The following is a 12,634-nucleotide window of genomic DNA, read 5'->3' as shown; positions in this document are numbered from 1 at the left end:
TCATCGGCGAGGACCGGGGCGAGCGAAAGCTTGCCACGGTCGTCAATCTTGGTGATCTCAACGAGGACCTTCTGGCCCACGCCGAGGACGTCTTCAACGTTCTCCACGCGCTTGCCGCCGGCGAGCTTGCGCACCTCAGAGATGTGCAGCAGGCCGTCCTTGCCCGGGAGAAGCGAGACGAAGGCGCCGAAAGCGGCGATCTTCACGACAGTTCCGAGGAACTGCTCGCCAACCTCGGGGTTGGTGGGGTTCGCGACGGAGTTGACCATGGCGCGAGCGGCCTCGGCCGAGGGACCATCGACAGCGCCGATGTACACGGTGCCGTCTTCCTCGATCGAGATGTCGGCTCCGGTCTCGTCCTGGATCGAGTTGATCATCTTGCCCTTCGGGCCGATGAGCTCGCCGATCTTGTCGACGGGGATCTGCACGCTGATCACGCGGGGCGCGGTCGGTGCCATCTCGTCGGGCTTGTCGATCGCGGCGTTCAGCACGGCGAGGATCGTCGCGCGGGCGTCCTTCGCCTGCGTCAGCGCGCCGGCCAGGACCGACGCGGGAATGCCGTCGAGCTTGGTGTCGAGCTGGATTGCGGTGACGAACTCGCTCGTGCCGGCAACCTTGAAGTCCATGTCGCCGAGGGCGTCTTCGGCACCGAGGATGTCGGTCAGAGCCGCGTAGCGGGTCTTGCCGTCGACGGTGTCGGAGATGAGGCCCATCGCGATTCCGGCGACCGGGGCGCGCAGCGGCACTCCGGCGTTCAGCATCGAGAGGGTGGAGGCACAGACGGAACCCATCGAGGTGGAACCGTTGGAGCTGAGCGCCTCGGAGACCTGACGGATGGCGTAGGGGAATTCCTCGCGGCTGGGCAGCACGGGAACCAGGGCACGCTCAGCGAGCGCTCCGTGGCCGATCTCGCGACGCTTCGGCGTGCCGACCCGACCGGTTTCACCGGTGGAGTAGGGCGGGAAGTTGTAGTTGTGCATGTAACGCTTCTTGGTGACCGGGCTCAGGGAGTCGATCGTCTGCTCGAGCTTGAGCATGTTCAGCGTGGTGACACCCAGGATCTGGGTCTCGCCGCGCTGGAAGATAGCGGAACCGTGCACGCGCGGGATGACCGCGACCTCGGCGTCGAGCGGGCGGATGTCGGCCAGGCCACGTCCGTCCATACGAACACCCTCGTTGAGAACGCGCGAGCGAACGACGAGCTTGGTGACGGACTTGTACGCCGCGCCGACCTGGTTGTTGGCGGTGGCGGGCAGTTCGCCGGCGTCGACCTTGGCCGCGATGGCGGTCTTAACGGATGCCTTGAGCTCGTCGTCAGCATCCTGGCGCGCGATTTTGTCGGCGATCACGTAGACGTCCTTGAGGCCATCGTACGAGAGGGCTGCGACGGCGTCGTAGACCTCGGTGGTGTACGGCGGGAACAGCGGGTAGTTGCCGGTGGGCTTGGACGCCGCGGCGGCCACCTGCTGCTGGGCGACGATGAGCTGCTTGATGAACGGCTTGGACGCCTCGATGCCCTCGGCGATGACCTCTTCGTTCGGCTTGATGGCGCCGCCCTGGATCAAGGTCCAGGCGTTGTCGGTCGCTTCGGCCTCGATCATCATGATCGCGACGTCTTCGCTGCCATCGGCATCCGTCACCACACGACCGGCGACGACCATGCTGAACACGGCCTCTTCGACCTGCGAGTGCTTCGGGAAGGCGACCCACTGGCCGGAGCCGTTGTCGTCGGGGATGAGGGCGACGCGGACGCCACCGATCGGGCCGGAGAACGGCAGGCCGGCGATCTGGGTCGACATGGACGCGGCGTTGATGGCCAGCACGTCGTAGTACTCGTCGGGCGCGATGGCCAGAACGGTCACGACGACCTGGATCTCGTTCCGCAGGCCGTCGACGAACGACGGGCGGAGCGGCCGGTCGATCAACCGGCAGGTGAGGATCGCTTCGGTCGACGGGCGACCTTCGCGGCGGAAGAAGCTGCCCGGGATGCGGCCGGCGGCGTACATGCGCTCTTCAACGTCGATCGTCAGCGGGAAGAAGTCGAAGTTGTCCTTCGGCTGCTTGCTGGCGCTCGTGGCGGAGAGAAGCATGGTCTCTTCGTCGATGTAGGCGGCGGCTGAGCCCTGTGCCTGCTGGGCGAGACGCCCGGTTTCGAAACGGATGGTGCGCTTGCCGTACTTGCCGTTGTCAATAACGGTTTCGGCGAACGTGATTTCTGGACCCTCCATATGGGGGTTCTCTCCTTTGTTTAGACTCGTTTGCCCGTGTGGCGCGCGAGGAGGACATCGGAGCAGGAACAGGCAGGACAAGCTGCCGAACATGTGTTGGGCGCTGACGTTGCTGGCCACCAGTAGAAATTCACCACCGCCGCTCTGTCTCGAGCCCGTGCGTTGGGAAACCACCACCGAGGACCAGCGTCCTGCCAGTCTGCTCCGGGTATTACGGGTAGATCCGAAGATCCACCGGAACAAGCCTAGCAGAACGGGGGTTAAACGACAGGGATGGCGGCATCGAAGACCGGTCCGTCGGCGCAGACCAGCGGCCCCTCCACGCTGGGATCGGTGCGCACCGGCGCCGCGCAACCGTGGCAGTAGCCGAGTCCGCAGGCCATGTGCGCCTCGAGCGAGGCCTGCACCGGGACTCCCCAGTGCGCACCGAGCTCGGCGGCCAGTCGGGCCAGCACCCCAGCGCCGCAAACCATGATCACGCCGGGTGGCGTTCGCTCTGGTGTCGTGCCGTCGAAGTGGCCGCGCAGCCGGGTGGCCAGGAAGGTGAGGTCGCTGGAACCGTCGTCGTCGGTGGCGCCGATCACCTGGACGCCCAGTTCGGCGCAGTCGGAGCGGCCGAGCAACTGGTCGGGGTGCTGGCCGCTGAGCACCATGGTGGTGCGGATGCCCGCTGCCGCGGCGTCCTCAGCGGCGCCCATGACGCCGCACACTCCCACGCCGCGGCCGATGAGCAGGGCCGAGCGGGTGCCGGGCGGAAACCCGAAACCACGGCCGAGCGGCCCGGTGACCTGCAGGGTGCCGCCGACGGGCACGGCGGCCAGGGCGCGGGTGCCGCGGCCGACCACTCCGTAGATCAGCTCGACGGTGCCGGGGTGGTCGGTGGTCGCGGGCCGGCGGCGGTGGATGGCCATCGGCCGGGGCAGCAGGATCGTGTCGCCGCCGTGCGGCGGCACGGTGATCATCAGGAACTGGCCGGCCTGAGCGGTAGCGGCGATGGTGTTGCTGGCCAGGACCAGTCGGCGGTAGCGCTCCCCCACCGGTTCGTGGACGAGGACCTCGGCGTCGTCCCACACCGGCTGCGGACGCGGCACGGCCGAGCGCGGCCGCACCGACACCAGCCCGTCGAGCGCCCGCTCGTCGGCCTCGGCGAAGGCGCGCGCCTGAGCGACCGCCGCACGCGCGCGCAGGGTGGCCGCTGTGGGGGTCACCACCGGTGCGTCGATGCTCATCGAGGCGCATCCAGATCGAGCAACTCGCGGATGCTGCCGACCCCGGCGTCCAGAGACCGTCGACGCAGCCCTCGCACGATCTCCACCGCTGCGAACGGCCGGCCGAAGCTGGCGGTGCCGACCTGCACGGCGCTGGCGCCGACCGAGAAGTAGTCCAGCGCGTCATCGACGGTCTCGATCCCGCCGCAGGCGATCACGGGAATCTGCACGGCACGCGACGCCAGCCAGACCAGGCGCAGCACGATCGGCTTGATCGAGGGGCCGGACAGGCCGCCGATGACGTTGCCGAGGATCGGCCGTCGGGTCTGGGCATCCAGCGGCATGGCCGGGATGGAGTTGGCCACGCAGACGGCGTCGGCACCGGCCTCTTCGGCGGCCAGGGCGCAGGCGGCGATGGAGGCGACCAGCACCGGCAGTTTCACGATGAGGGGTTTGCCGGTGACCAGGCGAACGGCGGCGACGACCTCGCGGATGGCGGCCGGGTCTGAGCCGATGTCGGTACCGTCCCGGTCGAGGTTGGGGCAGGAGACGTTGAGCTCGTAGGCGGCGCCGTGCTCGCCGAGGGCCGCCACGACGGGGGCGTATTCACCGATGCGGTGCCCGCCGACGCTGATGATGGTGGGGGCGTCGAGGGCGGCGTAGCGCGGGTGCAGAGTGGCCAGGTAGCCGGCCGGCCCATGGCTGGGGATGCCGACGCTGTTGACCATGCCGGCGGGGACCTCGGTGAGCCGGTGCACCGGGTTGCCGCCGCGGGCCGAACCGAAGACGGTCTTGGTGACGGTGGCGCCGAGTTCGCCGACCGGGATGAGGGCGCCGAGGTCCGGACCGAAGCAGCCGGACGCCGGCATCACCGGGGCGTTCAGGGTGAGCGAACCGATCCGCACGGACATATCAACGGCGGACAGCGCTGTGGCGGCGAGATCATCGCTGGCGGCGGCGAAGAACGCGGCGCGGGCATCCGGATGGGCGGTGCCGTCAAGAAGGGCGACCATGAGTGGACCTGTCTGTCTGCGCGGTTGTCACGGCTTCCGTCTCTGCGGAAGCACTCTCTCCGGCGCACTGCGTTTCAGTCTGCCGCCCGCTCCCGCTCCCTCATCAGTGCCGAAGGTCCCGGCGGAGGTCGCGACCTTTCACACGGACGCAGGAATCCCGGGGGCTCGCCGGTAGGCACGCGAAAGCGGCCGGGTGGTTGCCTCAGGGAGGAGGTGACCACCCGACCGCTTTCGTGGGATGGAACCGGGTTAGCGGGGCGGGAAGAGGCCGGCGGGGTTGAAGTCGACGGGCAGTTCGAAGGGGTCGCGGATGCGGGTGGAGCGGTCGGAGCGGGCCACCAGGGCCGAGAGCTCCCCCGCCGCTCGTTCGATCCGGGCCGGCAGGGTCTGCACCCGGCTGTCGACGCGGCCGCCGTCGCCGGTGCCCCAGTCCTCCGAGGCGGCGAACACCGAGGTGGGCACCACCACGGCGTGCAGGTAGGTGAACATCGGCCGGAGCGCGTAGTCGAGGGCCAGCGAGTGCCGCGGGGTGCCCGCCGTCGCGCCGATCAGCACGGGCTGGTCGGTCAGGCTGCGGTTGTCGATCACGTCGAAGAACGTCTTGAACAGTCCGCTGTAGCTGGTGGTGAAGATCGGGGTGACGGCGATGAGGCCGTCCGCCGAGGTCACGGCCTCGATCATCTCCTCCAGCCGCGGATTGGCGAACCCGGTGAGCATGTTGTTCATGATGTCCTGGGCGTAGTCGCGCAGCTCATAGGTGACGACCGTCGTCGTCACGCCTTCGTCGGCCAGCCGCGCCACGGTGGCCGTGGCGAGCTTGTCGGCGAGCAGGCGGGTCGACGACGGCTGGCTGAGGCCGGCCGAGACGACGGCCAGGGTGCGCTCGGTCATCTCAGGCTCCTGTCTTGGCGGCGCCGGCGAGGCCGAATGCGGCTCCGGTGGCGCGGCGGTGCGGTGCGATGGCGCCGGCGGTGTCGAGGTCGTCGCGGTGATCGGATGCGGACGCATCCGTCACGGGAGCGGCGCCGGCAGCGATCACGAGGGCCTCGTGGGTGGGGCCCTCGGGCACGTCGGCCGGGCGGTTCTTCGCGAACTCCTTGCGGAGCACTGGCACGACCTCTTCGCCCAGGATGTCGAGCTGCTCGAGCACGGTCTTCAGGGGAAGGCCGGCGTGGTCCATCAGCCAGAGCTGGCGCTGGTAGTCGCCGACGTAGTCCCGGAAACCGAGGGTGCGGTCGATGACTTCCTGCGGGCTGCCCACGGTGAGCGGGGTCTGCTCGGTGAAGTCCTCCATGCTCGGGCCGTTGCCGTAGACCGGAGCGTTATCGAAGTACGGGCGGAAGTCGCGCTTGGCGTCCTGCGAGTTCTTGCTCATGAACACCTGGCCGCCGAGTCCGACGATCGCCTGCGCGGCGGTGCCGTGGCCGTAGTACTCGAAGCGGTTGCGGTAGTACTTCACCATCTTCGCGGTGTGCGAGGCGGGCCAGAAGATGTGGTTGGAGAAGAAACCGTCGCCGTAGTACGCGGCCTGCTCGGCGATCTCGGGACTGCGGATGCTGCCGTGCCAGACGAACGGCGCCACGCCGTCGAGCGGGCGCGGAGTGGACTGGAAGCCCTGCAGCGGGGTGCGGAACTGGCCTTCCCAGTCGACGTAGTCTTCGCGCCACAGGCGGCGCAGCAGCGCGTAGTTCTCCAGTGCCAGCGGGATGCCCTGGCGGATGTCCTGGCCGAACCAGGGGTAGACGGGGCCGGTGTTGCCGCGGCCGAGGGTGAGGTCGACGCGACCGTCGGCCACATGCTGGAGCATCGCGAAGTCCTCGGCGATCTTCACCGGGTCGCTCGTGGTGATCAGCGTCGTGGCGGTGGAGAGGATGATCCGCTCGGTCTTGGCCGCGATGTAACCGAGCATGGTCGTCGGGCTCGACGGCACGAACGGCGGGTTGTGGTGCTCACCGGTGGCGAAGACGTCGAGGCCGACCTCTTCCACCTTCTGCGCGATGGTGAGCATGGCCTTGATGCGCTCGTGCTCGGTGGGGGTCTGCCCCGTGGTGGGATCGGTGGTCAGATCGCCGACAGTAAAGATTCCGAACTGCATTTCCAGCCTCCAGGATTCAATGCGTTTGCATGTATGTGGGTGTCAACGGCAGTCGGGGCGATCTTATTCCCGCCCGGTCAGCGCTGTGGCCAGCCGGTTCCTTCGACCTGCGGGCTGAGGGTGAGGCTGGCGAGGGTGTGCTGGATGGCGACGGCCGCCGCGCCGCGCGCCCAGGAGGAGGTGCCGCCATGGTTCACGCTGATCCGCAGGGGGGTCGCTTCGGGATCCCGGCCCTCCCGGGCTGTGCCGAGGATCTCGTCGGACACGACAGTGAACAATCCGATGCCCTCCCCGGAGAGCACGATCGTGTCGACCATGGCGATGTTGGTGATCAACGCCACCAACCGGCCGAGCGCCCGGCCGGAGGCCCGCAGCACCGTGAGGGCGCTCGGGTCGCCGGCCTCGGCGAGCGCCAGCACCTCCGGGTAACCCAGGTCGCGGCCGAGCAGCCGACCCGCTCGCGCCTGGATGGCCGATTCGGTGAGCATGGCGTTCGAGCAGCCGTGGTGCCCGGCATCGCAGACCGGGCCGTCCGCATTCAGCGGCACGTGGCCGCCGAGGCCGAGGCCGCTGTTCGGGGTGGAGATGACCTGATCGTTGATGACGAGGCCGTAGCCGACACCGATGCCGATGGTGAGCACCGCGAAGCTGGCGGTGTCCCGGCCGGCACCGAACCACTGCTCGGCGGCGGCTAGTCCTGCGACATCGTTCTCGACGAGCACGGGGATGCCGAGGCGCGCCTCGAGCGCCGACGCCAGGTCCACGTCCCGCCAGCCGAGGAACGGTGCCCGGGTGACCACCCGGGAACCGGTGACGTTGCCGCCGACGGACACCCCGACGGCCGTGACGGCATCGGTTTCGGACAGCTCCCGGACCAGGGCGACCAACTGGGCCACCACAGTCTCAGGGTCCGGGGCTGGAATCGGCCGATGGGCGGTGGCGAGCAGGGTGGTGCGCAGGTCGGTGAGCACCCCGAACGCATCCTCCCCGGTGAGCTTCACGCCCACGAACCGGCGGCCGTCCATCCGAACGTCGAGGGGCCGGGTGGGGCGGCCCACCCCGCCGTTGGGGTCGTCGTTGGTCTCCACGAACAGCCCCCGGTCGAAAAAGGGCCGGCTCAGCCGGGTGAGACTGGCCGGGGAGAGCCCCAGCCTGCGCCCGAGATCGCCCCGGGAGATCGGTCCGTGCATCAGAACCGCACGCGCCAGCGACATGGCAGATTCGCTGATCGGCGGGGTGACCGCCGCATCCCTGGGATGGGTGCTCCTGGGATCGGTGCTCCCGGCCTCGGTACTCCCGTGCATGGCGTTTGCCTTTCCGACCCCCACCCGGGGTTCCCTTCATCCTGACATAGACAGCATCCGGGCTGGGGGCTGCCGCTAGGTTGGATGGCACGATCCGTTCTGCGGTGGAACCACGCAACCGACAAACCGGCCCGTCATCCGGGCCGTGCTCCGCCAGGGAGGCACGCACGTGACAAATCTTGACAACACCGACTCCGGCAGCACCGTCACCGCGGCCCCGTGGTGGACCACCGCCGTGGTCTACCAGGTGTACCCGCGCAGTTTCGCGGACTCGAACGGGGACGGCATCGGGGACCTCAACGGTGTGCGCGGCAAGCTCGACCACCTCGCCGAGCTCGGCGTCGACGCGATCTGGCTGTCCCCGGTCTACCCCTCTCCCCAGCACGACAACGGCTACGACATTCGCGACTACCAGGACATCGACCCGGTGTTCGGCAGCCTGGCCGAGTTCGACGCGCTGCGGGCGGATGCCCACGCGCGCGGCATCAAGATCGTGATGGACCTGGTGGTGAACCACACCAGCGACGAGCATCCCTGGTTCGTCGAGTCGCGCTCCTCGACCGACAACCCCAAGCGGGACTGGTACTGGTGGCGCCGACCGGGTGCGGCGGGCGCGGAGCCGAACGGCTGGGGCAGTGCGTTCAGCGGCCCGGCATGGACCCTCGATGAGACGACGGGCGAGTACTACCTGCACCTGTTCGCCAAGCAGCAGCCCGACCTCAACTGGGAGAACCCCGAGGTACGCCAAGCGGTGTACACGATGATGAACTGGTGGCTGGACCGCGGCGTCGACGGGTTCCGAATGGACGTGATCAACTTCATCGCCAAGCAGGTGGAGCTGGTCAGCGGGCCGGCCGCTGCCACCGACGGTGGCTCCCCCATGGGCGCGCAGATCCACGAGTACCTGCACGAGATGCACCAGGCGGTGTTCGCGGGCCGCGCCGGCGATCACCTGACCGTGGGCGAGATGCCGGGCGTGAGCATCGACGACGCCGTTCTGTTCACGGACGCCTCGCGCGGCGAGGTCGACATGATCTTCCAGTTCGAGCACGTCTCGCTCGACCAGGGCGCCCACAAGTTCGACCCGCTCCCCCGCAGCCTGGTGCCGCTGAAGCAGAGCCTCGCCCGCTGGCAGGAGGGCCTGGCCGCCACTGGCTGGAACAGCCTCTACCTGAACAACCACGACCAGCCCCGGCTGGTCTCGCGGTTCGGCAACGACACGCGGTTCCGGTACGAGTCGGCGACGCTCTGGGCGCTGGTGCTGCACCTGCACCGCGGCACACCGTACATCTACCAGGGCGAAGAGATCGGCATGACGAACGTCACGTTCGACACCATCGACCACTACCGCGACATCGAGTCGCTCAACCACTACCGCGAGGCCGTCGAACAATTCGACCAGTCGCCCGCCAGCGTGCTGGCCGGCGTGCACGCGATGGGCCGGGACAACGCGCGCACGCCGATGCAGTGGGACGGCTCCGCCCACGCCGGATTCAGCACCGGCACCCCGTGGCTGACGGTGAACCCGAACTACCCCGACATCAACGTGGCGGCCGACAAGGCGGCGGCGCGAAGCGTGTTCGCGTTTTACCAGCGGCTGATCGCGCTGCGGCACGAGGACCCCGTGGTGGCGCTGGGCGCATTCGAGCTGATCGAACCCGATCACGAGCAGCTCTACGCGTTCACGCGCACCCTGGACCGGCACACGCTGCTGGTGCTGGCGAACGTATCGGATGAGCCGCTGACGGTGCAGGGCGAGTGGCTGCCGGACGACATCTCGGGCGCCGAACTGCTGCTGGGCAACTACCCCGGCGACGGCTCCGCGGCGCTGCGCCCCTGGGAGGCCCGGCTGTACCGACTGAGGTCCTGAGCGGGGCCGGGCGGGCCTGCCACGGGCCGCGTCGTCGGCGCTCGGACCCGTTGACCGGCCTCCGAATCTGGGCGTACGCTGACCGCGAAGCTCAGATCGGCTTCGACCTGGGTTCCGGCACGATCGGAAGGAGTCCAGCCATGCGCAGGGCATACCAGATCATCTGTCACATCATCGCCGCCTGCGTCGTCATCCAGGCCGCCGTCATCGCGTGGTCCACGTTCACCATCCTGAATGCATCCGGCGACGGTGCCGCCCTCAGCGAGGACAACGCACCCGTCGGCTTCCTCGTGCACAGCGTCGTCGGCCAGATGGTCATCCCGGCATTGGTTCTCGTGCTGCTCGTCGTCGCGCTGATCGGGCGGGCCGGAATCAGATGGGCAGCGTGGCTGCTGGTGGCCGTTCTCGTGCAGTTGATCCTCGCGTACAGCTCGTTCGAGCTTCCCGGCCTCGGGCTGCTGCACGGGATCAACGCCTTCGTGGTCCTCGGCCTGGCCGAGATGGGTGCCAGGTCGATCGGTACCCAGTCGACGGGCGCGAGAAAGGTGCGCACCCCGGCCGCGGAACGCACCGCGATGGACGACTCGGCCTGATCGCACCGGGCCCGACCGACCGCGCCTGACCTATCAGGGCCTGACCGATCCGGGCCTGATCACTCGGAGCGGTTGCCGTGCGGCCCGCCCTGCTCGAACGGGCTCGTCACCCCTCGATAGGCCAGTGCCATCATCATGCCCTCTGCCGCGTGGTCGAGGTTGTGGCAGTGGTCCATCCAGACCCCGGGGTTGTCGGCCACGAATTCAACCACCCACACCTCTCCCGGTTGCACGTCGAAGGTGTCCAGCCAGAGCGGTGACCCGGTCGAGGGGGTGCCGTCCCGCGACACCACGCGCACGCGATGGCCGTGCACGTGCATCGGATGCGTCTCCAACCCCCGGTTGGCCACCGTGAGCCGCACCGTGTTGCCCTCGCTCACCTCGAGACTCGGGATGTGCGGGAACACCTGCCCGTTCACGGTGTAGCCGTAGGCGGGCCGGCCGGCCAGGAACCGGGGGTTGCGGTCGAGGACCATGGTCGTGTCCACCCGGCCCTCGCCGGCCGGGAGCTCCTCTCCGGTCGGAGTGCCGTAGTCCAGCAGGTCCAGGTCGCCGGATGCCGCTTCCACCGGCGCTGCCGCCGGCACCTTCGCGCCGGCCGGCCCGAGCGACAACGTCGCCGTCGTCGAGGCGTTGCTGCTCAGCCGCACGCCGGCGCCCGGCATCGTCAACGACACATCCAGCCGCCCGCCCGCGGCGATCCGGAGCAACTTGCCCGTGACCGGCGTGGGGCCGACCAGGTCACGACCGTCCGCCGCGACCACCGTGAACGGGGCACCGTCGACGCGGAAGCGGCGCGGCACCCGGTCGGTGTTGACCAGCCGCAGCCGCACCGATTCCCCGGCCGCCACCGTCCGGGCGACAGCAACGTCCGAGTCCCCGAGGATCACCACTCCCCCCAGGGTGTGTAGCGGAACGGTCAGGTCGACCGCCTCCGGCACCCCGGTCTTCGGCAGCACCACGAGGGTGCCGAACAGTCCGCGCCGCACCCCATCGGCGGAGACCTGGTGCGTGTGGTACCAGTACGTGCCCGTGTCGGTCGCCGGGAACCGGTAGGTGAACGAGTCGCCGGGCAGGACTGCGTCCTGGGTGACCCCGGCGACGCCGTCCTCGCCGGCCGGCACGTCGTACCCGTGCCAGTGGATGGTGACACCCTCGTCGATGTCGGCGTTGTGCAGTCTCACCTCCACCAGGTCGCCCTGGGTGACCCGGAGTTCGGGGCCGGGCAGCGACCCGTAGGTCCACGCGGACACGGTCCGGCCGGAGGCGAGGGTCACCTGCTGTTGCTCTGCCGTGAGGTCGAAGGCTGCCAGCCTGCCCGGCTGGTCGGCGGGCGTGCGCAGGTCGGTCACCGAGATGCCGCCGGGCGGCGGAGCCGGCGCATCCGCTGCACCGTGATGGGTCGCGGCCAGCGCGCCTGGCAGGGCCGCACTGCCGAGCCAGGCCAGGCCGATGGCGGCCACCAGCACCAGGACGCTGAAGGCCACCAGGCCGGTCACCACGCGCCCGCGGCGGCCGGCGAAGATCGCCCCGGCCAGCGCGGCGCTCAGCAGCACCAGGCCGAGCAGCACCAGCGCCGGAACGAGTTCCAGCGGGTAGCCGACCACGAGCCGGGCCACGATCCCCGCGACGGCTGCCGCCGCCGCACCCACCAGGGCCGCCAGGTCGCGGGCCCCCGGGGCGGGGCGGGATCCGCGCGCGGCCGCCAGCAGGCCGGGTGTGGCCAGGATGCCGCCGGCGACCCCGGCGAGAACGACCAGCGGCAGGGCGAACACGACCTTCTCCTGCACGAACCACCAGCCGTGGGCCGAGAGCAGGGCAACACAGAGCCCCTGGGCGAGGACACCCAGAGCGCCGATGCCGGACAGGGCGATCACGAGCCAGGCGCTCCGGCGCCGGATCGTCGGTGGCGTGTGGATGCTGGCCGGCGCGGGCCTGTCGTTCGGCGCATCAGCCGCGGACGACGTGCGTGCGCGAAGCCCGGCGGCCAGCACCGCGGCGCCGATCCACGCCCCGGCGGTGGCGATCGCCGCGACCAGGTCGAGCGCGAGCAGGAGCGACGCCGTCACGGTCGATCACTCCGAGTGCCGGTACATGGGATCTTCCTCCGGGCCGCGGCAGGCACACCCGTCCGGGTCGAAACAGCGGTCCTCCAAAAACGCTACTCCGCCCGCGGAGGGAAGGCGAGGCCCCGTCTTCTGTTGCCGGAACGGACAATTGCGCCCGGTGCGCCGGACGCAATTGTCCGCAGCGGGAACAGTCGGGGGGCTACTCGCCCTTGAGCGCCCGCTTCTCGGCTTCGAGCTCTTCCCGTTCGGTGGCG

Annotated in this window: 9 protein-coding genes; 2 read left to right on the top strand and 7 right to left on the bottom strand. The window is 69.5% G+C overall.

All coding sequences use genetic code 11. From position 1 onward, the window contains the following. The 6 genes from JWP54_RS16375 to JWP54_RS16350 all read right to left on the bottom strand — a co-directional run. The coding region (locus tag JWP54_RS16375; protein WP_297374175.1) for a polyribonucleotide nucleotidyltransferase at positions 1 to 2,228 on the bottom strand (2,228 nt) is incomplete at its 3' end. Positions 2,229 to 2,488: 260 nt separating this feature from the next. Beyond that, the gene (locus JWP54_RS16370; RefSeq protein WP_297374172.1) at positions 2,489 to 3,457 is read right to left on the bottom strand and encodes a dihydroorotate oxidase electron transfer subunit; all 969 of its coding nucleotides are present in this window, start codon (positions 3,455 to 3,457) and stop codon (positions 2,489 to 2,491) included. Further along, a complete protein-coding gene (locus JWP54_RS16365; RefSeq protein ID WP_297374169.1) occupies positions 3,454 to 4,449 on the bottom strand; it encodes a dihydroorotate dehydrogenase in 996 nt (331 codons plus the stop codon). The genes JWP54_RS16370 and JWP54_RS16365 overlap by 4 nt, the downstream gene beginning before the upstream one ends. Before the next feature lie 249 nt (positions 4,450 to 4,698). Next, positions 4,699 to 5,340 (bottom strand): FMN reductase, encoded by a 642-nt coding sequence (locus tag JWP54_RS16360; protein ID WP_297374165.1) that lies wholly within the window; start codon positions 5,338 to 5,340, stop codon positions 4,699 to 4,701. A 1-nt stretch (position 5,341) separates the two neighbouring features. Then, the gene (locus tag JWP54_RS16355; RefSeq protein WP_297374162.1) at positions 5,342 to 6,544 is read right to left on the bottom strand and encodes an LLM class flavin-dependent oxidoreductase; all 1,203 of its coding nucleotides are present in this window, start codon (positions 6,542 to 6,544) and stop codon (positions 5,342 to 5,344) included. Between the two features lie 77 nt (positions 6,545 to 6,621). Next, positions 6,622 to 7,848 carry an ROK family transcriptional regulator gene (locus JWP54_RS16350; RefSeq protein WP_297374160.1) on the bottom strand — a complete coding sequence of 409 codons (1,227 nt, stop codon included), beginning with the start codon at positions 7,846 to 7,848 and terminating at the stop codon, positions 6,622 to 6,624. 169 nt (positions 7,849 to 8,017) lie between these two features. Here JWP54_RS16350 and JWP54_RS16345 point away from each other — a divergent pair, with 169 nt between their 5' ends. Together JWP54_RS16345 and JWP54_RS16340 are read left to right on the top strand one after the other, a co-directional pair. Continuing rightward, positions 8,018 to 9,718: an alpha-glucosidase gene (locus JWP54_RS16345; protein ID WP_297374157.1), complete on the top strand. Its 1,701-nt coding sequence runs from the start codon at positions 8,018 to 8,020 to the stop codon at positions 9,716 to 9,718. Positions 9,719 to 9,858: 140 nt separating this feature from the next. Next, positions 9,859 to 10,311: a hypothetical protein gene (locus JWP54_RS16340; RefSeq protein ID WP_297374154.1), complete on the top strand. Its 453-nt coding sequence runs from the start codon at positions 9,859 to 9,861 to the stop codon at positions 10,309 to 10,311. A 59-nt stretch (positions 10,312 to 10,370) separates the two neighbouring features. Here the strand turns inward: JWP54_RS16340 and JWP54_RS16335 are convergent, their stop codons facing one another. Next, the gene (locus tag JWP54_RS16335) at positions 10,371 to 12,380 is read right to left on the bottom strand and encodes a multicopper oxidase family protein (protein ID WP_297374150.1); all 2,010 of its coding nucleotides are present in this window, start codon (positions 12,378 to 12,380) and stop codon (positions 10,371 to 10,373) included. Positions 12,381 to 12,634 lie beyond the last annotated feature (254 nt).

It is taken from the genome of Cryobacterium sp., from assembly GCF_025463825.1.
GTDB lineage: Bacteria > Actinomycetota > Actinomycetes > Actinomycetales > Microbacteriaceae > Cryobacterium.
The sequence above is the reverse complement of the archived record's forward strand: the minus strand, read 5'-3'. Positions and strand labels throughout refer to the sequence as shown.